This is a genomic window from Colwellia sp. MEBiC06753 (assembly GCF_053470325.1).
In genome coordinates, this window is sequence record NZ_JBQMTM010000021.1 from 48,607 (window position 1) to 71,259 (window position 22,653).

General features: G+C 39.1%; 24 protein-coding genes, 1 rRNA gene and 1 riboswitch. Of the genes, 11 read left to right on the forward strand and 14 right to left on the reverse strand.

Going from position 1 to position 22,653, the window contains the following annotated elements; translation table 11 throughout:
* Window positions 1-94 precede the first annotated feature (94 nt).
* Both tsf and rpsB read right to left on the reverse strand, forming a co-directional pair.
* Complete coding sequence (tsf, locus tag ACOB82_RS15230; RefSeq protein ID WP_448213837.1) at window positions 95-934, reverse strand: translation elongation factor Ts; 840 nt, start codon at window positions 932-934, stop codon at window positions 95-97.
* A gap of 93 nt (window positions 935-1,027) precedes the next feature.
* On the reverse strand, window positions 1,028-1,756 hold the full coding sequence (gene rpsB, locus ACOB82_RS15235; protein ID WP_448213838.1) for a 30S ribosomal protein S2: 729 nt from the start codon (window positions 1,754-1,756) through the stop codon (window positions 1,028-1,030).
* Window positions 1,757-2,084: 328 nt separating this feature from the next.
* Between rpsB and ACOB82_RS15240 the strand changes: the two genes are divergently transcribed.
* On the forward strand, window positions 2,085-2,687 hold the full coding sequence (locus tag ACOB82_RS15240; RefSeq protein WP_448213839.1) for a DsbA family protein: 603 nt from the start codon (window positions 2,085-2,087) through the stop codon (window positions 2,685-2,687).
* 72 nt (window positions 2,688-2,759) lie between these two features.
* Here ACOB82_RS15240 and ACOB82_RS15245 read toward each other — a convergent pair whose 3' ends face one another.
* A complete protein-coding gene (locus ACOB82_RS15245) occupies window positions 2,760-3,809 on the reverse strand; it encodes a GGDEF domain-containing protein (RefSeq protein ID WP_448213840.1) in 1,050 nt (349 codons plus the stop codon).
* Window positions 3,810-3,962: 153 nt separating this feature from the next.
* Between ACOB82_RS15245 and map the strand changes: the two genes are divergently transcribed.
* The 4 genes from map (at window position 3,963) to ACOB82_RS15265 (ending at window position 8,911) form a co-directional block, all read left to right on the forward strand.
* Complete coding sequence (map, locus tag ACOB82_RS15250; RefSeq protein ID WP_448213841.1) at window positions 3,963-4,751, forward strand: type I methionyl aminopeptidase; 789 nt, start codon at window positions 3,963-3,965, stop codon at window positions 4,749-4,751.
* A gap of 75 nt (window positions 4,752-4,826) precedes the next feature.
* Window positions 4,827-7,454, forward strand: coding sequence for a [protein-PII] uridylyltransferase (gene glnD / locus ACOB82_RS15255; RefSeq protein WP_448213842.1), 2,628 nt, complete (start codon window positions 4,827-4,829; stop codon window positions 7,452-7,454).
* 19 nt (window positions 7,455-7,473) lie between these two features.
* Complete coding sequence (gene dapD, locus ACOB82_RS15260) at window positions 7,474-8,304, forward strand: 2,3,4,5-tetrahydropyridine-2,6-dicarboxylate N-succinyltransferase (RefSeq protein ID WP_448213843.1); 831 nt, start codon at window positions 7,474-7,476, stop codon at window positions 8,302-8,304.
* Between the two features lie 259 nt (window positions 8,305-8,563).
* Window positions 8,564-8,911, forward strand: coding sequence for a hypothetical protein (locus ACOB82_RS15265; RefSeq protein WP_448213844.1), 348 nt, complete (start codon window positions 8,564-8,566; stop codon window positions 8,909-8,911).
* Window positions 8,912-8,990: 79 nt separating this feature from the next.
* Here ACOB82_RS15265 and truC read toward each other — a convergent pair whose 3' ends face one another.
* Together truC and ACOB82_RS15275 are read right to left on the reverse strand one after the other, a co-directional pair.
* Window positions 8,991-9,773 (reverse strand): tRNA pseudouridine(65) synthase TruC, encoded by a 783-nt coding sequence (truC, locus tag ACOB82_RS15270; RefSeq protein ID WP_448213845.1) that lies wholly within the window; start codon window positions 9,771-9,773, stop codon window positions 8,991-8,993.
* A gap of 40 nt (window positions 9,774-9,813) precedes the next feature.
* Window positions 9,814-10,143 carry a YqcC family protein gene (locus ACOB82_RS15275; protein WP_448213846.1) on the reverse strand — a complete coding sequence of 110 codons (330 nt, stop codon included), beginning with the start codon at window positions 10,141-10,143 and terminating at the stop codon, window positions 9,814-9,816.
* 132 nt (window positions 10,144-10,275) lie between these two features.
* Between ACOB82_RS15275 and ACOB82_RS15280 the strand changes: the two genes are divergently transcribed.
* Both ACOB82_RS15280 and ACOB82_RS15285 read left to right on the forward strand, forming a co-directional pair.
* Window positions 10,276-11,343, forward strand: coding sequence for a DUF3549 family protein (locus tag ACOB82_RS15280; RefSeq protein ID WP_448213847.1), 1,068 nt, complete (start codon window positions 10,276-10,278; stop codon window positions 11,341-11,343).
* Window positions 11,344-11,430: 87 nt separating this feature from the next.
* Window positions 11,431-11,730, forward strand: a complete 300-nt coding sequence (locus ACOB82_RS15285; protein WP_448213848.1) for a DUF3301 domain-containing protein — start codon at window positions 11,431-11,433, stop codon at window positions 11,728-11,730.
* 149 nt (window positions 11,731-11,879) lie between these two features.
* Here the strand turns inward: ACOB82_RS15285 and ACOB82_RS15290 are convergent, their stop codons facing one another.
* Window positions 11,880-13,382: a CoA-acylating methylmalonate-semialdehyde dehydrogenase gene (locus ACOB82_RS15290; RefSeq protein ID WP_448213849.1), complete on the reverse strand. Its 1,503-nt coding sequence runs from the start codon at window positions 13,380-13,382 to the stop codon at window positions 11,880-11,882.
* A 129-nt stretch (window positions 13,383-13,511) separates the two neighbouring features.
* On the opposite strand from ACOB82_RS15290, the gene ACOB82_RS15295 reads away from it, so the two are divergent.
* Entirely contained in the window at window positions 13,512-14,405 is an 894-nt protein-coding gene (locus tag ACOB82_RS15295; protein ID WP_448213850.1) for a LysR family transcriptional regulator, read from the forward strand.
* A gap of 43 nt (window positions 14,406-14,448) precedes the next feature.
* Here the strand turns inward: ACOB82_RS15295 and ACOB82_RS15300 are convergent, their stop codons facing one another.
* From ACOB82_RS15300 to ACOB82_RS15315, 4 genes are all read right to left on the reverse strand, one after another.
* A complete protein-coding gene (locus ACOB82_RS15300) occupies window positions 14,449-14,940 on the reverse strand; it encodes a GNAT family N-acetyltransferase (RefSeq protein WP_448213851.1) in 492 nt (163 codons plus the stop codon).
* Window positions 14,937-15,677 carry a tRNA-uridine aminocarboxypropyltransferase gene (locus tag ACOB82_RS15305; protein ID WP_448213852.1) on the reverse strand — a complete coding sequence of 247 codons (741 nt, stop codon included), beginning with the start codon at window positions 15,675-15,677 and terminating at the stop codon, window positions 14,937-14,939. Before ACOB82_RS15305 ends, ACOB82_RS15300 begins: the two co-directional genes overlap by 4 nt.
* Before the next feature lie 101 nt (window positions 15,678-15,778).
* On the reverse strand, window positions 15,779-16,582 hold the full coding sequence (locus ACOB82_RS15310) for a DUF2884 family protein (RefSeq protein WP_448213853.1): 804 nt from the start codon (window positions 16,580-16,582) through the stop codon (window positions 15,779-15,781).
* 140 nt (window positions 16,583-16,722) lie between these two features.
* Window positions 16,723-17,094, reverse strand: coding sequence for a hypothetical protein (locus ACOB82_RS15315; RefSeq protein WP_448213854.1), 372 nt, complete (start codon window positions 17,092-17,094; stop codon window positions 16,723-16,725).
* A gap of 51 nt (window positions 17,095-17,145) precedes the next feature.
* Window positions 17,146-17,229, reverse strand: a riboswitch (cyclic di-GMP riboswitch).
* Window positions 17,230-17,405: 176 nt separating this feature from the next.
* Here ACOB82_RS15315 and ACOB82_RS15320 point away from each other — a divergent pair.
* A complete protein-coding gene (locus ACOB82_RS15320; protein WP_448213855.1) occupies window positions 17,406-17,801 on the forward strand; it encodes a diacylglycerol kinase in 396 nt (131 codons plus the stop codon).
* Window positions 17,802-17,829: 28 nt separating this feature from the next.
* Here ACOB82_RS15320 and ACOB82_RS15325 read toward each other — a convergent pair whose 3' ends face one another.
* A complete protein-coding gene (locus ACOB82_RS15325; RefSeq protein WP_448213856.1) occupies window positions 17,830-19,188 on the reverse strand; it encodes an MATE family efflux transporter in 1,359 nt (452 codons plus the stop codon).
* Between the two features lie 152 nt (window positions 19,189-19,340).
* On the opposite strand from ACOB82_RS15325, the gene ACOB82_RS15330 reads away from it, so the two are divergent.
* Window positions 19,341-19,943: a hypothetical protein gene (locus ACOB82_RS15330; protein WP_448213857.1), complete on the forward strand. Its 603-nt coding sequence runs from the start codon at window positions 19,341-19,343 to the stop codon at window positions 19,941-19,943.
* A gap of 687 nt (window positions 19,944-20,630) precedes the next feature.
* On the opposite strand, the gene ACOB82_RS15335 is transcribed toward ACOB82_RS15330, so the two are convergent.
* Both ACOB82_RS15335 and ACOB82_RS15340 read right to left on the reverse strand, forming a co-directional pair.
* Window positions 20,631-20,846: a hypothetical protein gene (locus tag ACOB82_RS15335; RefSeq protein WP_448213858.1), complete on the reverse strand. Its 216-nt coding sequence runs from the start codon at window positions 20,844-20,846 to the stop codon at window positions 20,631-20,633.
* A 246-nt stretch (window positions 20,847-21,092) separates the two neighbouring features.
* Window positions 21,093-21,455 (reverse strand): hypothetical protein, encoded by a 363-nt coding sequence (locus ACOB82_RS15340; RefSeq protein ID WP_448213859.1) that lies wholly within the window; start codon window positions 21,453-21,455, stop codon window positions 21,093-21,095.
* 41 nt (window positions 21,456-21,496) lie between these two features.
* On the opposite strand from ACOB82_RS15340, the gene ACOB82_RS15345 reads away from it, so the two are divergent.
* Entirely contained in the window at window positions 21,497-22,255 is a 759-nt protein-coding gene (locus tag ACOB82_RS15345; protein WP_448213860.1) for a DKNYY domain-containing protein, read from the forward strand.
* A gap of 313 nt (window positions 22,256-22,568) precedes the next feature.
* On the opposite strand, the gene rrf is transcribed toward ACOB82_RS15345, so the two are convergent.
* A 5S ribosomal RNA gene (gene rrf / locus ACOB82_RS15350) occupies window positions 22,569-22,653 on the reverse strand; the annotation flags it as partial.

Below are 22,653 nucleotides of genomic sequence, written 5' to 3' on the forward strand. Positions count from 1 at the left end.
CTTGTTTTGTTAATTGCGCCGGAGCATACATAAGTATGTGACAAAAGAAAAAACAAAAGCAACGCAGTTTAAAGCTCAACTATAACGAATAAAATTAAGCGCCTTTAGCAGCTGCGATTTGCGCTTCTACTTCAGCAGCAAAGTCTTCTTCTTTCTTCTCGATACCTTCACCTACTTCTAGGCGAACGAAAGTAGAAATTGAAACACCTTTTTCTTTAAGCACTTGACCAACTGTGCTCTTTGGTTCCATGATGAACGCTTGACCAGTTAAAGAAATTTCACCAGTAAATTTGTTCATACGACCAGTAACGATTTTCTCAGCGATTTCAGCAGGCTTGCCTTCGTTCATCGTGATTTCGATTTGGATCGCTTTTTCTTTCTCAACTACGTCAGCTGGAACATCTTCAGGATTTACGTATTCTGGCTTAGAAGCAGCAACGTGCATTGCGATGTGCTTTAATGTTTCAGCATCACCTTCACCGGCTACTACAACACCAATTTTTGCACCGTGCTTGTAAGAAGCTAATTGCGCACCTTCAACGTAAGCTACACGACGTACGTTGATGTTTTCACCAATTTTAGCAACTAAAGCAACACGCTCTTCTTCGAACTTAGCTTGTAAGTCTTCGATAGAAAGTTTTTCAGCAGCAGCTGCGTCAGCTACTTTGTTAGCGAATGCTAAGAAGTTGTCGTCTTTAGCAACGAAGTCAGTTTGACAGTTAACTTCAACTAAAGCGCCATCTTTGATGATGATTTGACCTTCAGCAGCGATGTTACCTGCTTTTTTAGCAGCTTTTGCTTGGCCAGACTTACGCATATTTTCAATCGCAAGCTCCATGTCGCCGTCAACTTCTTGTAAAGCTTTTTTACAATCCATCATACCAGCGCCAGTACGCTCACGTAATTCTTTAACCATTGCAGCAGTAATTGCCATGAGTTAATTCCTCAAATAAAAGATTTTTTAAAGACTAAAATGCGAAGTATGCCTTCGCATTTTAGATAGATTAAAGGTTGTATGTTTCAGCTATTATTCAGCTTCAACGAAACCGTCTTTTTCAGCTGCAACAGCGATGTTTTTCTCACGGCCTTCGATTACAGCGTTAGCAGCTGAATCTAAGTATAAAGTTACCGCACGAATAGCATCGTCGTTACCAGGAACGATGTAATCAACACCATCTGGGTTTGAGTTTGTATCAACTACAGCTACTACTGGAATACCAAGGTTGTTAGCTTCTTTAATAGCAATGTGTTCGTGATCAGCATCGATGATAAAGATTGCATCAGGTAAACCACCCATGTTCTTGATACCACCTAAGCTTTTCTCAAGCTTTTCTAATTCACGAGTACGCATTAACGCTTCTTTTTTAGTTAAAGCGTCGAATGTACCGTCAGTGCTTTGAGCTTCTAAATCTTTTAAACGCTTGATAGATTGACGTACTGTTTTCCAGTTAGTCAACATACCACCTAACCAGCGGTGGTCTACGTAGAATTGATCACATTTGATCGCAGCTTCACGAACTGCTTCGCTAGCAGCACGCTTTGTACCAACGAATAAGATTTTACCTTTCTTAGCAGAAACGCCAGATAAGAAAGCTAAAGATTCGTTGAACATTGGAACAGTTTTTTCTAAGTTGATGATATGAACTTTATCACGAGCACCAAAGATGAATGGCTTCATTTTTGGGTTCCAGTAACGAGTTTTGTGACCGAAGTGAACACCCGCTTTAAGCATATCGCGCATAGAAACGTTTGGCATAATTTTTCCTCTTGGGGTTAAGCGTCCATACATCCAATATACGCGACTCATAGCAGCACAATTCGTGCTTGGAGCACCCCGGTATATCTTCGCAAGATGTATGTGAATTTATAAAATACGTAATCAAACTTTTTAATTACGCGACTAATGTTTTTTCGCTAGTTGGTGGTAATTAAAATCACCACCAAGTTTTAGCGGCGCACTTTATACCACATAGCGGAATAAATAACCAGATATTTGTCTGGGTTTCTCCATGATTAATCGGTAAAATAACCAGCAAATTAAACACAGGCTTTTTCATCAACAGCCTATTAGGGAACATTGCTTTATGTCGACGCAAATCTACTTTATATATGATTCTCACTGCCCATGGAGCTATGCGGCTACCGAGTTAGTTAAAGAGATCAATCAACAATTACCGCAGGTACAAGTTCACTTTTTACATAGCGGCCTTTACGATGGTGACAATAAAGTGACACGCAAAACCGTGAACACGGTTAAAGATATGAGTAAAGTCACCTTTGCTAACGACTATTTAGATACGTTACAGCAAACGAAAGATAGTACGCTAGCCGCCAATGTTATGGCTTGGTCTCAAGCAAAATGCCCAGAAAAGTCATTAGCAATTTTAACTGCTATGCAAGACGCTCATTTTCAACAAGGTAACCCGTTACTTGATGCCATTGACATGGAAAATATTGAAGAAAAACTCAAGCTGACGATTCCACAAAAATGTTTACGCAGTGACAAACTGACCAAAGATGCTGAATTTATCATGGCTGATATTGAAGAAATTCAAGATATTATCGGCACCAATGCTATTCCTGCATTATTATTAGCCCATAATGATGATTTAGTATTACTTAACCACAACTTATATTTGCTTGAGCCACAAGCGATTGTTGAAGCGATAAAACAAGAAACTAAATAGTCTATATATAAGTAATAAGTAGTCTATAGAATAATAGACCAATGAGCTGCTCTATGAGTTTTCAATTAACCGCTAGAACAGCTCAATATCTCCTTCATGCTGCTGCAAATCTATTTTCCCTTGCTCAACTAATTGCTCGTAATTAAACACACAATCTCGCCCATGCTCTTTGGCGTAATAAAGCGCTTTATCTGCGTTATCTAATATATTTTTGGGATGATCAGACATAGTAATACGAGCATAACCAATACTCACCGTTAATTTGCCAACCAAAGGAAATGAATACTGTCTTACTGCTTTCATAAATTTGGCTAATGCTTGCTCAGCCTGAGTAAAACTAATGGGCTCAAAAATAATAACAAACTCTTCGCCACCAAAGCGGAATAACAAATCATTTGCCCGAAATTCTTTTTCCAATAACTGCGACAAAGTTAATAACACCTCATCACCAATAATATGACCAAAGTTATCATTTACTTGCTTAAAATGATCAATATCTAGCACCGCCAACCAAGTGTATGCTTCATTGGTTATTTGCCTGATATTGGCTATCGAACTTTGTTCAGTCTTTTGATTAGCTAATTGTTTTTGATATTGTGTCGTCAATAAACTCGCTAGTTTACTTTCATAAGTACGGCGATTTAACAAGCCAGTTAATGTGTCTCGTTCACTGGCTGACAGCACCGCATAAAAATTTTCACACACTTTTCCAACGGTAATAATCATCTCTAGTGCGTGTTCGATATCATGCTCAGATGACACATCAATAGCATATAACACTTTATCATCTTGCATCATAGGAATAAAAATATGATGTCGATTGTCAGCAAGCTGATAAATAGAAGGTTTGGTTAATTTGGCATAATGCTGGGAAATATATTGAATATCTGATGCCTGCGGCGGTAAGTCCCAAATATATTCTTTGTCATTGTTTGCCGCTCGTTGAACGGTTAATGTTCTAACAACGGAAAATGGTTGGTTTGAACTTAGTTCACCTTTATAAAGCACCGCCGAGCACTCAGGTAATAGTTCAGCTAAAGTGACAAGAACACTGACTCCCATAGCGTGAGAGTCTCTTTGATTGGTTATCTCAACAATTGAATCAAGAATTTTGTTAGACAAACTTACAACCTAAATTTCATTCAATTTTATAAGTCATAAAGTTATTATGGAACAAGATAACTTTTTCGCTAGTTAACCTCTCCTGTTCAATTGGGAATATCCCAAAAAACATGTAGAATAATCATCATATTGTAAAGAGTAATTGAGAAACCAATGACGATCCCTATTAAAACTCAGGACGAAATTGAAAAAATGCGCATTGCCGGCAAATTAGCTGCAGACGTATTAGAAATGATCGAACCGCATGTTAAAGCTGGAGTCACCACCGACGAGCTGAATACTATTTGTGCTGAATATACCGAAAAAGTACAAAATGCCATTTCAGCACCGCTAAACTACCACGGTTTTCCAAAGTCTATTTGTACTTCAGTTAACCACGTTGTATGTCACGGTATTCCAGATAACACACCATTAAAAGATGGCGACATTATTAACATCGATATTACCGTGATCAAAGATGGCTATCACGGTGACACCAGTAAAATGTTTTTAATTGGTGATGTTTCTGCTGAAGACAGACGCTTATGCCGTATTACTCAAGAAGCACTTTACACGGGACTTAAAAAAATTAAGCCGGGTGTTAAGTTTGGTGAAATTGGTACTGCCATTAATAAATTTATTAAAAAGTCAGGCCGTTTTGGCATAGTCAAGGAATACTGTGGTCACGGAATTGGTAAAGAATTTCACGAAGAACCACAAATTGTTCACTACAAAAATAGTGACAATACCAAGATGGTCGAAGGCATGTGTTTTACCGTAGAGCCTATGATCAATATGGGTAAATCAGGCACGATTTTAGATAAAGAAGATAACTGGACAGTTTACACTGTTGACGGTAAAAAATCGGCGCAATGGGAGCACACTATTTTAGTGACTAAAACAGGTTGTGAAATCCTGACACTACGCAGTGATGATACTATTCCACGCCATTTGGCCAATTAGTTTATCGATTAATTAAGCCATTAATTTTTATAGCAACTTACTTTTATAGTAACTTACATAGCGCAGTAACCAACATTGCAAACAAATACCTTTATTCCAAGTCAATTTCAAGATCCACTATGCGTAAGCGCACCTGTGGTTTCAAGTGCTGATATATGCGCACTAAGCCAAGCATTCAACACTTGGTTAGTATCTGTTTTTATTGAAGAAGATATGGAAAAGCTAGTACAAGCACGTGCTAGCTTTGTCGATCTGGTATTAACCAAACTTTGGGTACAACACCAGCTTGATGAATATCAGCTCAGTTTAATCGCCGTCGGTGGCTATGGCCGTGGTGAGCTGCATCCGCACTCTGATGTCGATATTTTATTATTAACCACTAACCATATTGAAAAAGACTTAGAAGAAAAAATTGGTGCATTTATCACCCAGCTTTGGGATGTAAAATTAGATATTGGCCATAGTGTTCGAGACATTCAGGAATGTATCAAGCAGGCAGTAAACGATGTCACCATTGCCACTAATTTGATGGAAATGCGCTTAGTTTGTGGTAACCCGCTGTTAGCTAGCCAGCTGCAACCGCTGCTACAAGAAGATGTGTTCTGGACGTCACAAAAATTCTTTATCGCTAAACGTGATGAACAAGACCACCGCCACCAACAATATCATGGTGCTTCATACACACTTGAACCCAACTTAAAAGCCAACCCAGGTGGCTTGCGTGATATTCAAACTATTGCTTGGGTAGCCAAGCGCCATTTTATGGCTAACTCTTTAGAAGAGTTAGTACAACATAAATACCTTACGGCAAATGAGTATACCGAGCTGGTTGAATGCCAGGATTATTTATGGCGTATGCGTTTTGCCCTACACCATGTTGCTGGCCGAAGTGAAAACCGTTTATTGTTCGATTATCAAGCCGATGTTGCCAAAATGATGGGCTTTGGTGATGCAGGAAAAGCCGCTGTTGAACGTATGATGAAGCGGTTCTTCCGCATTATTGGCCGCGTTGCCGAGCTTAATAAAATGCTATTGCAGCATTTTGAAGAAGAAATCTTAGCAGATGACGCTCAGCCTAAAACCGTTATTGAAATCAATAAAGACTTTTACGTTGAAAACGGCCTAATTAAAGTGACTAATAATCGCCTGTTTATGCGACCAGTTAAGATCATGGAAATGTTTTTAATTATCGCACAACACGAAGAAATTAAAGGGTTACATTCTGAAACGCTACGTTTACTTAGAAACGTACGTCGTCGTATTGTTTCGCGACTAAATGATTATGAAGCCAACCGTAAAACTTTTGTCGAAATCATTAAACACCCTCGCGGGCTTGGTTTATCGTTTTCATTAATGCATCACCACAGTATTTTAGGCGCATACTTACCAGAATGGCGCAATATTGTTGGCCAAATGCAGTTTGACTTATTCCATGCCTACACCGTTGATGAGCACAGTTATCGCCTGATCAAAAACCTTTATCGTTTTAGCCAGCCTGAGCATAACCATGAGTTTCCGCTGTGTAGTAAAATTGTTCAGCGCATTCGTAAACCTGAAGTGCTATATTTTGCCGGTATTTTCCATGATATAGCCAAAGGTCGAGGTGGCGATCATGCCGAACTTGGCGCCGAAGATGCGCTAGAATTTGCCAAAATGCATAAAATCAACGATCACGACGGTCGGATGATTGCCTGGCTAGTACAGCATCATTTATTAATGTCAGTTACCGCCCAGCGTAAAGATATATCCGATCCGGAAGTGATCAAAGCCTTTGGTGAAATTGTTCGTGATGAAGCACACCTTGATTACCTTTACTGTTTAACCGTAGCTGATATGCGCGCCACCAACGAAAGTTTATGGAACAGCTGGAAAGCTAACCTACTGCAAGAGTTGTACGATGCCACTAAACGTGCATTTAGACGCGGTCTTGAAAAACCAGTAGATTTACGCGCTAAAATTCGTGAAAACCAAGATCAAGCGCTTGAATTACTCGAAGCAAAAGGTGTCGAGCAAAGTGCTATTGACGAGTTATGGCATGAATACAAGGCTGATTACTTCCTGCGCTATTCACCAGAGCAGATTTCTTGGCATACTGAATTTATTGTTAATCATGATCGCAACCAACCTTTGGTACTGATTAGTCCGAAACCTTATCGTGGTGGTACTGAGGTCTTTGTCTTTACTAAAGAAAGAGAGAATGTTTTTGCTAATATCGTGTCGTTTTTAGGTAAAAAGCGCCTGTCGATCCATGATGCTAAAATTATTACCAGTAAAACAGGTTATACGGTTAACACCTTTGTTGTATTAGATCAGCGCTCTAAACCCATTGTTGATCAAGAGCGTATGGAAGATATTCGCATAACCCTGACCGAACGACTTTGCCAGAGCAAGTCAGACAATATTGAAGTACAGCCAGTATCGAAACGCTTACAAAGCTTTAATATTAAAACACAGGTCAGCTTTATCGAAACCGACGATAAACATGCCACGATGATCGAAATTATTGCCACCGACAGACCGCTACTTTTGGCGACATTTGCTCAAGTTTTCCAAGACTTGAAGTTAAATATTCATACCGCCAAAATTACTACCTTCGGTGAGCGCGTAGAAGATGTATTTACCATAAGCAACGCCCAAGGCTTGCCATTAACCGAGCAAGAACAAGCGTCGCTGAGCGAACGTTTATGTGACGATATCGCGTAGCAAGAAATTAGGAATTATTATGAACCAATTACAAAGTATTATTGAACAGGCATTCGAAGACAGAATGTCAATCACCCCAACAACGGTTTCTAGCGAAGTTAAAGAAGCCGTGCTTGCCGCCCTTGCTGCCCTAAATAACGGTACAGCTCGTGTCGCTGAAAAAGTTGCAGGTGAATGGGTCGTTCACCAGTGGCTGAAAAAAGCCGTGTTATTAAGCTTCCGCATTTGGGACAACGAAATTATTGACGGCGCTGAAAGCAAATTTTTCGACAAAGTTCCATTAAAGTACAGCAACTACAGCCAAGAAATGTTTGAAGCTGACGGCGTTCGCGTGGTGCCACCAGCAACCGTAAGAACGGGTAGTTTTGTCGGTAAAAACGTTGTAGTTATGCCAAGTTACATTAATATCGGCGCTTATGTTGACGAAGGCTGTATGATAGATACATGGGCAACCGTTGGTTCATGTGCACAAATTGGTAAAAACGTTCACCTATCTGGCGGCGTTGGTATTGGTGGTGTTTTAGAGCCATTACAAGCTGGCCCTACCATTATTGAAGATAACTGCTTTATCGGCGCACGTTCTGAAATTGTTGAAGGTGTTGTTGTTGAAGAAGGTGCGGTAATTTCAATGGGCGTTTATATCGGTCAAAGCACGCGTATTTTTGATCGTGAAACTGGTGAAGTTCACTATGGTCGTGTGCCAGCAGGCTCTGTAGTTGTGCCAGGTAACTTGCCATCTAAGTGTGGCACTTATAGTTTATATGCCGCGATTATCGTGAAAAAAGTAGACGCTAAAACACGTGCCAAAGTGGGTATCAATGCCCTACTTCGCTCAGTGTCTGACGAATAATCGTTAGCGATAATACGCAAAAATTTATAAAACGCTGATTTTTTGACACCCTATTTTAGGTGATAAAAATCAGCGTTTTTTTATGTGCTTTTTCTTTAAAAAGTGCAAGTGAGTAAAAATTTTTAGCCTAATTATTTATCTAAATTTTAACCACTTAGCGAAATAAATTTCGCTTCTAAATAACGTCAAAAAATCTTTGGTACAACGCTTGCTCTAGTAGAAGTTAAGAGTAGTTAAGTGCAGTAATCAGGCAATAATCATGACGTTATTTAAATCTATCACAGCAGTAATTTTTGTTATCACCTTAAGTGCGTGTAGCAGTACTTCGGACAACACTTATACTAGTGAAAAGCGTCCGCTAACCAATGATACTGAATTACTGATCAGCCTGTTAAAACGTCCAACCACTGCCGATCAAATTATGATGGCTCAATTTGCTCAAACCCGAGCAGCTTATTTTGATTTACCTCAAGTTAGCTATGTACAAATTGGTGGCGATAGCGTCGCCAATAGCGATACTGATTCAAGCTTCCAACAACCTCATCATTTAGATGTGTTGTATCAAGCGTACAACTCAAACTTTGTTACCTTATCTGGCCCAAATTAGCACTAATACGAGTGTTAAATTGAGTTTTCTATTGGGCTCTTTTTTAATGATCTACTGAGATATCTAATGAGTTATCTATTCACGGCTCAATCGAAGCTATAGGCCAACTCATGGCTGCAAACACCTGCTGCCATTGCTGATCAAATGGCGCGATTATAGTAAGTGGCTGCTTGCTGTGTGGATGTTCAAAGCTAAGCGAATGGGCGTGTAACATCAGCCGTTTAAAGCCAAATTCCTGATGAAAAAACGGATTTTGCTTATTATCACCATAATTAATATCGCCAATAATCGGATAACGCAGATGGGACAAATGACGGCGGATTTGATGACGACGTCCGGTTTTAGGAGCTAATTTCACTAACGAATAGCGCACTGAGTTATATTTACCTAACGGCTTATCAATTGCTCCTTGGCAAATCGTTTGATAAAAAGTCTGCGCCGATTGCGGTGCTTTATCTTGGCTGGCATATTTATCGCCAATTTTATCCAGCTTTAATTTTAACGGATGATCAATCTCACCAGCGCCCTCTAAAAAGCCTCGCACTAGCGCAAAGTAAGTTTTAGTAATTGCGCGATTATCGAACAATTCATTTAATGCTTTAGCCGTCACTTCATCTAAAGCAAACAGCAGTACACCGCTAGTAGGTCTGTCTAAGCGATGAATCGGATAAACATATTTACCCACCTGATCGCGCACTAACTGTAAGGCAAAATATTTTTCATCTTTATCTAAAAAACTGCGATGAACAAATAACCCTGAAGGCTTATCGATGGCAACAATATAATCATCCTGATATAAAATATTAAGCACTGGTTTATCATCAAAAACTTGCTCAGGGTTATCGATATTGTCTGTGGTCATGATAGTTACTCAAAATGGCAGCTTTCGCTTTTAGCATTTGCTAATGGTGGCTTTGTTCTGATAAGCGTTGATCAATTTGTTTGATCACATTAAGTACTTGCTGATGCTTAATATTACTCGGCTCCAAGACTTCTTCAGCGTATGGATAAATAGCAACATTGGTTGGCAGCGCAATATTTTGTGCAACCATCGCATTAATTCGCGGAATAAAAATAAACTGAAGCCATTGCTCAAATGCTAACGTATCAAGACAAAATGGTTGAGCGCTTGCAAGTTGCTCAGCACTTGGCTCTGTTTGGCTCCAAAGCGCGGCACTTTGTAACGATTCAGTTAGCGCGGCTAACAATAATGTTATTGAAGACTTAGACATATAAAACTAACGACTCTCTTTGCTTTAACCTAGCTTTGATCTAGGTTTAATCTAGCTTTAACCTAGTTTTGGCATAGTTTTAACGCGGCATTATCCTTATAATGACCGCAAATTTCGACTAATTTTTATCTTATGGATCGCATCGACACAATTTCTGAACTTCTTAGTGCTTCCGGCTCGCAGTTTCGCATTTATGACATTGGCAGAAAAATAACCAAAATCAGCAAAGATGATTTTAATAAAGTCGAGCATAATCAATTACCTTACCCTTATCCCATTCAAGGACATGCCTGTTTCAGTGTAGTATTTTGGCAAGCGAAACAAAAAACGCCGTATTTATGGTTTATCAAATTACCACTTGATGAGCGTGGTTTATTAAATCAAGGCGCCAGAAATCACTTCATCGCGATAATTATTGAAGCCCTTGGCAAAGATTTAACCGTTGACCCAAGTGAGCAGCAACAAGAGTTGCTCAATAGTAACCCTTATCATATCACCCCAGCTGAATATAAAATGGCGGCGATCAACAGCATAGTAAAAAATGAATTAAAACAAGCGCCAAGTATTCATTTTGAGCACTTTCAAGAATATATTGCAGGTAATGGCGATTGGGACAATTGGCAAACGATTGGCATTCAAGGCATCAGTGATGTTGCTAGTCAGGTAAGCAATCCAACAATTGCTAAAGATATCGCTAAGCACCTTAACAAGTTTCCAGAGCCAGTATTTCTGCCATTATGTCAGGCTTTAGAGAATCAAACGTTATCGGTATCGCTGATTGATGCGTTTATTGCGTTAACGCCAGAATTAATCAAAGCTGAAGCGACTCAAGCTCAACTAGCTGCATTACCCCCCTCAGAGCAAACGGCACAACATACTAAGCTTGCTCATATTGTTCGCGCACTTGCCAGTTCTGCAGAACATCCACATGTCCAAGCGTTTATTAGTGAATTAATTGCCAGTGAGCCAAGTGACGATGTGCTAATAACAATTGCTGGCCGCTGCTGGCAAGCGTTAACACCTAGTACATTAGAAGCAATGCTAAGTGCTTTGGCCGCCAAATCAGATTTGGCATTATTTAATGCGATTTTTAAAGATTTAGTTGCAATACCTGCGCTTCGACCACATGTATTTAGTGTGATGCGCAGTGAAACGCGCTCAGATGCCTTAGCCAAAGCCATTGGTCAGCTATTTAACTAATAATGTTTAATAAATTAAAAGTTTAATTGATAAAAAATAAACGAAATCATAGCTAGCTAATTTATTTCCACAAACCAAGAGTATTTTATGGGTGATATTTATATTTTCTTAGCCATTTTTCTGTTCGGTTGGTATTTCTGGTATTTACGTAAAGTCACAGAAACAGCAAGAGTCCATGCTGAGCGCTATTGCCAGCAACAAGGTTTACAGTTGATATCGATAGCTCGCCGTAGTGCTCGCCCTGCATTTAATAAGCGCAATGGTGTATTTATTAAAACCATATTTGATTTTGAATTTAGTGGCGATGGTGAATCGAGCGCAACCGGTGCAATGGAGTTAAATGGCTTAAAACTGATTAATGTCGACCTACCGGCCTATCGGATTTAATGTAAATTTAGCTCTCCGCTACAACCTTTACACGCAAGGAAAGAAGCAATAAAAAAGCGAAGTTTAAAAACTTCGCTTTTTCGTTTTTTAACTTATTAATCTTTCGATTAATTTAAACAGATTAATTTAAACAGATTGTTTTAAGCTAATTATTTTAAGCTAATAGTCGTGTGTACTTCAGAGCCATCTTGATGATCTGGTTCAAACCAGCGCGCAGTAACTGACTTAGTTTGTGTCCAGAAGCTCACAACTTGCTTACCGTTTGGTCCTAAGTCACCTAATTTTGAAGCGCGAGAGCCAGTAAAGCTAAAGTATGCAACTGGTACAGGAATTGGCACATTAATGCCAACTTGACCAACATCAATATCGTTTTCAAACTTACGTGCATTCCAGCCACTTGAAGTGAAAATAGAGGTGCCATTACCGTTCGGGTTAGCGTTAATAATTTCAATCGCTTCTTCTAAGGTTTCAGCTTCTAATACACATAATGCTGGGCCGAAAATTTCTTGGGTATAAATATCCATGTCAGTCGTTACGTTCGAGAACATTGTTGGACCAACAAAGTTACCGTTTTCATAACCTTCAACCACACAGTTACGACCATCAACCAATAACGTAGCGCCTTGCTCTACACCAGAGTCTAATAACTTAATAATGCGCTGTTTCGCTTGCGGTGAAACCACTGGACCAAGATCTGCATCACGCTGCGTACCTGGGCCCACTTTCATTTGTTTTGCACGCTCAGCAATTTCTGGTAACCAGTTACGCGCTTCGCCCACTAAAATAGTCACAGGATTTGCCATGCAACGTTGACCAGCCGCACCAAATGCTGAGCCTAATAAGTCATTGATTGCACGATCTTTATTAGCGTCAGGCATAATAACCATGTGGTTCTTCGCGCCCATCATCGCCTGTGCGCGTTTACCGTGCTTGCTAGCATGGTTATAAACATGGGTACCAACATTAGTTGAACCAATAAATGAAACCGCTTTAACATCATCGTGCTCACACAATGCATTTACCACATCTGGACCGCCATGGACGACGTTAATTACACCAGCAGGAATACCAGCTTCCATTGCAAGTTCAACAAAGCGAATAGTTGATGATGGATCTTGCTCAGAAGGCTTAAGCACAAAGGTGTTACCACAAGCAACGGCAGGTGGAAACATAAATGCAGGTAACATTACTGGGAAGTTAAATGCAGTAATACCGACACCAACACCCAGCGGTTTATTTAATGTATAAGTATCAACACCAGTCGCGGCATTGTTAGCCATTTCACCTAGTTGTAAGCGCGTAATTGAACAAGCATTTTCTACCGCTTCCAATGCTCGCCCTACTTCACCTTCAGCATCAGGTAACGTTTTACCATGTTCTTCGGTTATTAACTGTGCAATCTCATTAGTATGTTGACGTACAAGCTCTTGAAACTTAAGCATAATACGCATACGGTTAGTTAGTGAAACTTGTGACCAAGTTTTAAACGCTTCTTTTGCTGAAGCTACCGCTGCCGCAACTTCTTCTGGTGTCGCCATCGGTACGCGCGCCACCACTTCTTGTGTTGCCGGGTTTAATACATCTAACCAATGGTCTGATTTAGACTGAACTCTTTCGCCACCAATAATTAGTGGAATTTCTTTGATACTCATAGTTGGCCTCAATAGCTTCAACATAAACAATGTCGCTAAGGTAGTACCTAGCTTAGCAATGCACAACAAACTTTAACGCAAGCTAGCTTGCATATATGCAAACACAAATAAAACATTTATACTAAGCTGATGAATTGGGACGATTTACGCATATTTTTAGAGGTTTCACGCGCTGAGCGATTATCTGTGGCCGCTCGTCGTTTGGGACTTGATCCGTCAACGGTGTCTCGTCGCTTGCATCAACTTGAAAGTCAGTTATCGGCACACCTTTTTGAGCGCACCACTAGCGGCCATGTCTTAACTGACGATGGTAAGCAGCTGGTAAAGTCTGCCACTAAAATTGAACAAGAAGCCCACTTTGCTTTTGATTTAATTACTCAACAAAATATTGGCAATACCGGTGTCGTTAGAATTGGTGTTACCGAAGCGTTTGGCAACCACTTTATCGCACCGCATTTAATTGAGTTAAAAGTGGCTTTTCCAAAAATAGATATCGACTTATTGCAATTTACCCGAGATGTAAAAATCAGCCGCAATGAAGCTGATATTGCTATTGCCATTGAAAAGCCGAAAAGCACGTCGATGATCGTGACCAAATTGACCGACTATAAGCTACAACTTTATTGTGCTAGCGCTAAATTCGACGAATATAGTGCAACCAGTAGCAATGCCCTTTCACAACTGCCGTGGGTCACTTACGTTGATAATTTGCTATTTACCGAACAGCTTAGTTACCTGAACGAAATTAATACCGAAATCACGCCAAGTTTTCGCAGCACCAGCGTTATCAGCCAATATTCCGCGATAAAATCTGGGCTCGGCATTGGCATTTTGCCGTGTTTTCTCGCCGAAATGGATCAAGACTTAGTGAAACTGTTTCCTGAAGAGATAGCTATTACCCGAAGCTTCTGGTTAATAACGCACCCAGAATTAAAGCGTTTAAAGCGCGTTTCTACGGTTTGGGAGTATTTAAAAACATTAGCCGAAGAAAAACAGGCTATTTTAATGCCACCAGCCAAGTAACTTGAACCTGCAATAACTTAAACCAGCAGCAATTTAAGATAAGTTAACGATAAATAAAGGCACTAATACCATCAGGGTAGTTTTCGGTAATACGCGGGTCTTCAAAGCCAGCAAAGCCCAAACCTTGTAATAGCTGTTGAGACGCCAGATTGTCTTCACTAGTAATGGCTAAAACAGGTCTGATCTTTTGATAATGCGACAATACCGCTTGTGCCGCTTCTTTAGTATAACCTTGGCGATAATGCTGCGGCAGCAGTGCATAGCCTAAATCTGGCGATGGTAATTCATCACGCTTTAACAAGCCGCATAGCCCAATCTGTTCTCCACTAGGTAACACCATTGCCATTAAGCTAAAACCATAGGTCTCCTGCATTTTTGCTGGACCATTAGTAATGTAATCAAGTGCGTCTTGCTGAGTTCTAACCTGCTTATCGCCAATATTGTTAATAAAATCTGCTTGGTTTAGCAGATCAATAATAAATGGCCAATCATTTTGGATCAGCGGTCTGAGCGTCATACGTTTAGTGGTGATCATTTTACTTCCTTGTCGATAAAATGTTGGTACCTTGCTAGTGCATCTTGTCGCCCTTTATTTAGCTGACAGACACTTTTTTGATAATTAAAATTAAACAAATCAAACCAAAGAGACAAGTGCTTACCCGCCAATTTATCACCTGAAAATGCCAATATTTTTGCCGCCACCTGTGCCGTTGCCAGCTGATTTTCAACTTGAGCATCTCGTATATAATGCGCTTTTACTTGGTTACTTTCGTCACTAAAGCTAACAACGGGAAAGTTGACCAAATACGGACTTTTACGAAACATCTTCTTAGCTTCGCGCCAACTGCCATCAAGTAAAATAAACAGTGGGGTTTTATCGGTTATAAGCTCATCCGGAAGATTATTCTCAAAAACTTGTTGCGAAGGCGCTGCATATTGTTTGGGAAAAACCACTAATGGCAAATAATGCGGATCACTTAATAATGCTAATAAACCTGATGGCGGCTCGGTACGAGACCAAATAAAGGCGTAAGTACTAGGTACAATATCTGCAATTAACCGTGCGGTATTACTTGGCTTTAAGACCTCGGCATCATGCATCAATAAACAAAACGCCGAGTTAGCCATGCTACTTTGTTTTAGTGCGCAAATACAATTAGCCTTAGCCAACTGGCAAAACTCACAACGATTAACTTTTTTGCCTCGGGCATTAAAAGGCTTAGTGCTTAGCTGCTTGCGATGACGATAAAGTTGTTGAACAGCATTTAACATGGCAAATGGCACTTACTTGATATGATATAAAGTGAAGGTTGGCTAAGTTTACCACGAAAAAAAAGCACCTAACTCGGTGCTTTTCTAATTAATTCATTTCTTTATTGCAAATACGCTTTTTTATGGTCTTTATGACGCACTTCAATGAGATTAAATTCTGCTAATTCAGGTATTTCTCGTTGCATCGCACTTTCTAGCTGATCAATAGCCAGTACTGATAAACAAACCTCATCTGCTTTTGCTTCGATTGCTGATGCGCGCGTTTCCATTTGCTGCTCTATTTGGCTACCAAAGTTTTCCATACGAGTTTCAAATGCTTCCATGTCACCACCTGAAAACATCATTTCGCGACCAACAGCCATTAACAAACTGCCCATAGAGCTTTGTACTGCACGCTCTACCGTGTCTTCAATGCGTTGTTCAAAGTCTTCACCAAAGATATCTTCGCCAACAAAGCCGTCTTCATTGAACTCAATACCACGCTCAACAGAAAAGTGCTTATCTATTTCTGCACTCATTTTATTCAGTTCTTCCGTTAATTCGCGGCCAATATCATTATCTTCGCCAAGCAATTCATTAAACGCTAAGTTAACCCCTTCGGTTGCCAGCGAAATACCTTCAATAGCAATCGATTTTACTTGCGGAACAACTGCACGAATGCTCGTTGAATAATCATTAACCAATTTTTCTTGAGACGCGGACAACGAGACTTCTTCGCCATCAACGATTAACTGATGAGCACCGATAATTTGATATAACTGACGATCATCTTTGTAAAAGCTCAGTGTTTGACTATTAATTTTAACACCAGCATTTATATTAACGTCACAGGCGTCGGTATTAATGTCATGCGCCATTAGTGGAGTTGAAAGAAGTAATAAAGCACCTGCTGCAAATTTTGTCATTTTAATATCCTTAAATGTTGCTATTGCTAAAGATATATCAAAACAAGTGCCAATATATTTTACTATACAAATCATAAGGTTAAATTTAACCTACAAAATCAAGCTTATGATTTTAGCCAGAAGTTAGTAAAAAAAACAAACTATTCGTCAATTAACCAATTCAGCGCAGAGTCATAACAGTTAAAGTTTTTAACCGGCAGTGATTCATTTTCAGCAAATTGCTGAATTAATAGCTGTTTGTGGCCGCTATGTGAAACTATACGTGCAACTTTAAAGTTAGCAAGTTTGTTCATAATTGATTTGATCACTTGAACAATTTCAGACGAACCGTAATCTAATTGAAGCTCTGTGGCATCAATCATTAGCTTATTCAGCTTTTCGCCTTCTGCAACACTAAATAATTCATTGTAAAACGTTTTAATATCTATAGTTGAAGCCGTGCCAACTAGTTTTGCATATAGATATTCTGGGTGGAGATCCTTCTCAATTGATAATTGAGAACCACAGGTCATTGTTACCTCTTAATTAAAAAATACCGAGGATCAGCAATATAAAATGAAAATTCGTGCAGCTCAGCCATCATAGAATAATCGTTAGACCTGGAGCTTTGCGCGAGTGCTTTTTCAAGCACCTTGCCAATCGGTCGGCGATTTTGCCTAAATCAATTAATCTTTTCAACAAAAATAACGATTTATAACACGTCAGACCAGATATTTAACATTGAGGCTACAACTGTTACAAAAACTTAATCTGATGAAGGGTAATTTATGGTAATTTTACTAGAACGTGTTGAGCTAAATTTGCATTAACCGAGTTAACAATAATGACCGACAAAATAGCAAAAGTAACCAAGGCAAATGGCACAGGTATTCGACGTATTTTCAATGCCGCAGTTTGCTCATTTAAAGGATTTAAAGCAGCTTACAAGCATGAAGCAGCCTTTCGTCAAGAGTTACTATTATGTTTATTGCTAGCCCCTATTTCATTTTTCGTTGCCAAAAGCACAACTCAGCTAATGATCTTACTAATGACCTTAGCATTTATTCTGTTTGCTGAGATTATTAACTCTGCCATCGAGGCATTAGCAGACAAAATTACTACTGAACATGACGAACTAATTGGCAGAGCAAAAGATCTTGGCTCTGCCGGTGTATTTATCGCCTTTGGTTTAATGATATTTTGCTGGGGTTTGGCAATATATGAAAACTTTATTAACTAACCATTCGGTAATAAAGCGAGCTTTTGTATTAATCAATTGTTGCTAAATTCTTCATCCAGCGTTTTGACAGTGCCCTGTAGCCAAATAAACATAACTTTGCAACTTCTTCAGCATAAGCGGCTAATGCGACCCATAACAAGGGAAGCTGCCAAAAGGTAGCTGCGATATACACCAAGGGAATACTCACCAGCCACATACCAATGATGTCGGTAAACATACAAAATTTATTGTCGCCTCCCGCCCTCAGTATACCCAAGGCCAACGTCATATTACTCACTTTAAGCCAAGCTAAAAGCGCAATAAGAATGAATACTTGATGGGCTGTAGCCAATGTTTGTTCAGCCATATTCTGATAAGGGCTTAAAATAAACGACTCTAGTGCTAACATTAAGCCACCCAGCGCAAACGCCACCAACGGACAAAGCAATAAAAACGATTTAGCCACTTGCCAAGCTTTATCGAATTGATCAGCACCTAAACATTGACCAACCATAATTGAACATGCTGATGCTAAACCGAAAAAGACAGCGAGGAAAATCCCCTCAACTGGTGACAGCAAGCTCATCACCGCCAATGCTTCTGTACCCAATTGCCCATAAATCAGTTGATAGGCAAAGGTACCTATCGACCAAATACCAAAGCTGATCATCATCGGCCACACTAATGAAAATATTTTCCACCATTGATGACGGTTGTTCAGTAACGTCCAGTCACCAGATTTCGGCGCCAGCATGTGCTTAACGTGCAATAAAAACCAAAATAGTGTAACCACATGTAGCAACCGAGAAAGTAAAGTTGCCCAAGCAGCACCTTCCACCCCTAATGCTGGAATCCCTAAACCACCATTAATTAGCCAATAATTAAGTACAACATTAATTGTGATAGCAAAGCAGCTAAACGCCATAGGTAGTTTAACTTGCCCAATACTACGCAGGGCATTTTCGACAATTAAAATAACACCAACACATATTAAGCTTGGCATAGTGATCCAAAGGTAGCGTTCGCCAAAACCAAGTACAGCCGGATCGTCAGACGCCCAACCGATAATCGTATCTGCAAAATAAAAGTTAGCGATAGCAATTGGCGTAAATGCAGAAAGGGCAAAAACAATAGCAATTTGAATAGTTTGTCTAATTTTTTCAGAACGATTTGCGCCAAAATACTGGGCAGCTAAAACCCCTACGCCCCACGACAAGCCAGTGGCAATAACTAGCACAACAAATTGCACACGATTACCCAGCCCAACGGCTGCCACTGCCGCATCACCTAAGTGTCCGACCATCACTACATCAATCATACTGAGTAGCGTTACTAGCACATTTTGTAATGATATCGGCCAGGCTAATTTAATGGTTTGCCTAAATTGAGAGCTGTGTATCGTGGTCATTAATAGTCCAATAAAAATGGCTTAGCCATACATTTAAAAACAAATTTTAACGCTATAACGCTGGGAAAAGGTATTGAATACGTATTGAATATGTTAGAAATAGCTTTCAGTTTAATTACACGGCATTTAGCTAACTTATCTAAGGAAATTTAATGCGCTTACTATCAGCTACATTAGCTTTTATCTTACTTTCGCCAAACGCAGTACTTGCTAACCATCAACCGGCACCTTTAGTATCCATTGCCAGTCATGATGCATTTTTTAGCGCAATTAAGGCGCACTGCGGTAAAGCATATGCTGGTAAGGTCGTTGTCGATAACTCCAACAGCACGGCATTTGCCAATAAAAAATTGATCATGCATGTTAGGGTATGTAACGATGAGCAACTGCAAATTCCATTTCATGTTGGCGATAATGCCTCAAGAACTTGGATCATCACTAAAACAGGCTCTGGTTTATCATTAAAGCATGATCATCGTCACCAAGATGGCAGCTTTGACGAACAAACCATGTATGGAGGCCACACTATCGATGCAGGCTGGCCACAAGTGCAAAGCTTCCCTGCCGATCAATATTCCAAAGAATTATTTACAGCACATGGCATCCCACAATCCAATGGCAACACTTGGCAAATGTTTATTTACCCTGAAAAGTTTACTTATCGTTTGGTAAGGCAAGGTCGAGAATTTACCGTAGACTTTGACTTAACACAGCCGATTCCTGTTCCGGACGCTCCATGGGGTTATCAAGATTAATCCCTAAGGTAAATATCTATATTTAACCCATAAAAAAATGCGGCTCTGTGAGCCGCATTTCTTTATCTAGCTTTTTCTGTGCATCCTGCACACATTTAGTGTTTCCCGCATCATCCGTAATAAACTATCCCTAGTATGTCCTAACGCTTCCGTTTGTTGTCCTTTACCCATCCTGGGAACTACATAATCCTAATGCATCACACACCCTGTGTTAAAGCTATCCTTTCAGTCTTCCTGACGTTAACTTTCCTTTGTTAACTCACATCCATGTTGTATCATCCTATGCAATGCCCTATTGCATGACCTCATCCTGAAGCCTCCATAGACAGGAAATCATTTCCTGTGTCGTCCTGACAGTTGTAATATTAAGCGAATGAGCTTTATTCACCAGTAACCCAAGCAACAAAGCTTCGAGAATTGTAAGTGCAAAAATCGAACAGCATGCATAACACTATGTTATTTAATGTTTTTTACATGTGCAATTTCCATAATTCTTGAGTACTTTACAATATATCCTACACACTTGTGCGACATATCTTACACAGTATTGGAGACATATCTTTTACTAAAATTTTACTGTTGTGTAGATCACAGTAAATCGTAAGAAAAACTTCACCTAGCAAGAAAATTTAACAAGGAATTAACAATGCTTAGATGAAGATCTCATTATTAAATATCTTCGTTATATTATTGGATTATCTCAGCAGTGCATTCAGGTGTTTTATTTCTATCTATACCTTCAACAAAAACTATATTACACCCTGTACCTTGAAATGCTTGCTTATAACTCCCTTCTTCACCTATATAGTAACAATCGCATATTTCTGATGATTCATGCCTAGGAATAGTCATGTTAGTGTCATCAACAATACTGTTTATTTCAGAAGAAGGTTCATATCCCATTGTAATTTCTGATATTCCCCAAAAGAAAAGAGTAACAACTAAAGTAGCACCTAATATCGCAATAAAATATTTTATAATTCAACTTCCTTTTAGCTTTAATTTATTTCTTGATATCCAAATATATTTCTAACCTATCCAATGACAGTTCAAAAAATAGTGCTGAGCAAAAAACCTTGTTTGGGTGCCTGTTTGTATATTCCTTAAAGTAAACAGTTGGTGACATAAACTTCCATTCCCCTTCCTCAATCAATGAAAAAGCAAAAACATTTTACCATCAGTAACAAAGCTACAAGCAACCCCCTCAAACACTTCCGTTTTTAAAAAGGAAATCGAGTTAATGTTGGAAATAACCTCATACAGCGCATTGGCAAAATCAATGTCTAGTTTTTCTTTTTCTTCTGATGTTATATCAACCAAATAGCTGCTTTTATACTTACTATTAATTAAATTTAAATATAGCTGATTGTCTTTTAGCTGAATTGCTTTTAAATCAATAATAAAGTCTTTAATGATAGTCTCTACTTTTGTATTGTTTGAATGCCCTTCAGCAGAAGTAGGAAAATATATTAATAGCGAGATGAGTGTTATTATCTGGATAAGTTTGGTCATTTGATAAATGTTTCCTTTCAGATATAAGAACAAGGATAATTATGTTACGGATAATATCAACCCTACTTATTTCACTAACTTTGTTAACGTCATGCTCTGTATATAAAGCAGCAACTGGTACTTACAAATTTTACAAAATTGATAATAACAAAGTTCAGTATTATTCTTGGAATCCAATGTCTGAGAAGTACAACATCAGAACACTTCAAGAAGCAGATTCAGCTACATTTAAGCAAATAAACGTACATTATGGCAAAGATAAGAAATATGTATTCTACGGGTCTACGGTAATTGATAAGGCAGATACCCAAACATTTACTTTGCTAAATGAATTTTATGCAATTGATAAGAACAATGCATATGTAGCAGGTAGATATATTTCTAACGCAGATGCCAAGACATTTGAATATATTGGCAACAATTGGTCAAAAGATAAAAATAGTTATTTCTGGAATGGTCTTAAAGTAAATGTTTGTGATTTTACTAGCTTTAAAATTGCGCCAGATAAATATCTTTCTCGTGGCTATGATAATTATTGTTACTTTTATGAAAACAAGAAGGTGCCAATAAAAGACATCAATTCACTTAAACTTCTTCGCGGCAATTACGCTAAAGACAAACATGCTGTTTATTGGGGAAGTATATTAATTGAAAATGCTGATTCATCATCCTTTGAAGTAAAAGCGATTGGTCATTATCCAATTGCTAGAGATAAAAACCTTTGCTTTAGCGGCCCTCGCATACTGACATGCAATGGCCTTAATAAAGAAGGTAAGGAATTCTGCCGTTGCAATAAATAGATAATGTTAACTTATAAACATTAATCAAAAATGAGAAATGACATTTCTACTGTTTAGTAAAATTTTGAATAACGCTTTCGTTCCATAAACTATCCAACTCACTCTGCTTATAGCGCTTATACGCCCAATAGAGCTAACAGCAGTCATAGTTAAGGTATTTGTATGGGGAGTGGTTTATTTGAGTCACTTAATGTAATCTGGAGCTTCATCACAAATATAAAATACATATTGGCACACTGTATTTGAAGTAAAAAATATTAACCTGCAGACAGCAAAAAGCCCGACTCAGATGAGTCGGGCTTTGATATTAGGTGCCTAGCGATGTCCTACTCTCACATGGGAACTCCCACACTACCATCGGCGCAGTTGCATTTCACTTCTGAGTTCGGCATGGGTTC

Excerpts from the sequence above, each read along its gene's own strand:
- ACOB82_RS15340 (WP_448213859.1), bottom strand. The coding sequence starts at position 21,455 with ATGACCAAACTTATCCAGATAATAACACTCATCTCGCTATTAATATAT.
- truC (WP_448213845.1), bottom strand. The coding sequence starts at position 9,773 with ATGACCACAGACAATATCGATAACCCTGAGCAAGTTTTTGATGATAAA.
- ACOB82_RS15305 (WP_448213852.1), bottom strand. The coding sequence starts at position 15,677 with ATGTTAAATGCTGTTCAACAACTTTATCGTCATCGCAAGCAGCTAAGC.
- map (WP_448213841.1), top strand. The coding sequence starts at position 3,963 with ATGACGATCCCTATTAAAACTCAGGACGAAATTGAAAAAATGCGCATT.
- ACOB82_RS15320 (WP_448213855.1), top strand. The coding sequence starts at position 17,406 with ATGACCGACAAAATAGCAAAAGTAACCAAGGCAAATGGCACAGGTATT.
- ACOB82_RS15345 (WP_448213860.1), top strand. The coding sequence starts at position 21,497 with ATGTTACGGATAATATCAACCCTACTTATTTCACTAACTTTGTTAACG.
- ACOB82_RS15315 (WP_448213854.1), bottom strand. The coding sequence starts at position 17,094 with ATGACCTGTGGTTCTCAATTATCAATTGAGAAGGATCTCCACCCAGAA.
- ACOB82_RS15335 (WP_448213858.1), bottom strand. The coding sequence starts at position 20,846 with ATGGGATATGAACCTTCTTCTGAAATAAACAGTATTGTTGATGACACT.
- ACOB82_RS15285 (WP_448213848.1), top strand. The coding sequence starts at position 11,431 with ATGGGTGATATTTATATTTTCTTAGCCATTTTTCTGTTCGGTTGGTAT.
- ACOB82_RS15240 (WP_448213839.1), top strand. The coding sequence starts at position 2,085 with ATGTCGACGCAAATCTACTTTATATATGATTCTCACTGCCCATGGAGC.
- ACOB82_RS15325 (WP_448213856.1), bottom strand. The coding sequence starts at position 19,188 with ATGACCACGATACACAGCTCTCAATTTAGGCAAACCATTAAATTAGCC.
- ACOB82_RS15280 (WP_448213847.1), top strand. The coding sequence starts at position 10,276 with ATGGATCGCATCGACACAATTTCTGAACTTCTTAGTGCTTCCGGCTCG.
- ACOB82_RS15300 (WP_448213851.1), bottom strand. The coding sequence starts at position 14,940 with ATGATCACCACTAAACGTATGACGCTCAGACCGCTGATCCAAAATGAT.
- ACOB82_RS15265 (WP_448213844.1), top strand. The coding sequence starts at position 8,564 with ATGACGTTATTTAAATCTATCACAGCAGTAATTTTTGTTATCACCTTA.
- rpsB (WP_448213838.1), bottom strand. The coding sequence starts at position 1,756 with ATGCCAAACGTTTCTATGCGCGATATGCTTAAAGCGGGTGTTCACTTC.
- ACOB82_RS15275 (WP_448213846.1), bottom strand. The coding sequence starts at position 10,143 with ATGTCTAAGTCTTCAATAACATTATTGTTAGCCGCGCTAACTGAATCG.
- ACOB82_RS15290 (WP_448213849.1), bottom strand. The coding sequence starts at position 13,382 with ATGAGTATCAAAGAAATTCCACTAATTATTGGTGGCGAAAGAGTTCAG.
- ACOB82_RS15295 (WP_448213850.1), top strand. The coding sequence starts at position 13,512 with ATGAATTGGGACGATTTACGCATATTTTTAGAGGTTTCACGCGCTGAG.
- ACOB82_RS15330 (WP_448213857.1), top strand. The coding sequence starts at position 19,341 with ATGCGCTTACTATCAGCTACATTAGCTTTTATCTTACTTTCGCCAAAC.
- ACOB82_RS15310 (WP_448213853.1), bottom strand. The coding sequence starts at position 16,582 with ATGACAAAATTTGCAGCAGGTGCTTTATTACTTCTTTCAACTCCACTA.
- dapD (WP_448213843.1), top strand. The coding sequence starts at position 7,474 with ATGAACCAATTACAAAGTATTATTGAACAGGCATTCGAAGACAGAATG.
- tsf (WP_448213837.1), bottom strand. The coding sequence starts at position 934 with ATGGCAATTACTGCTGCAATGGTTAAAGAATTACGTGAGCGTACTGGC.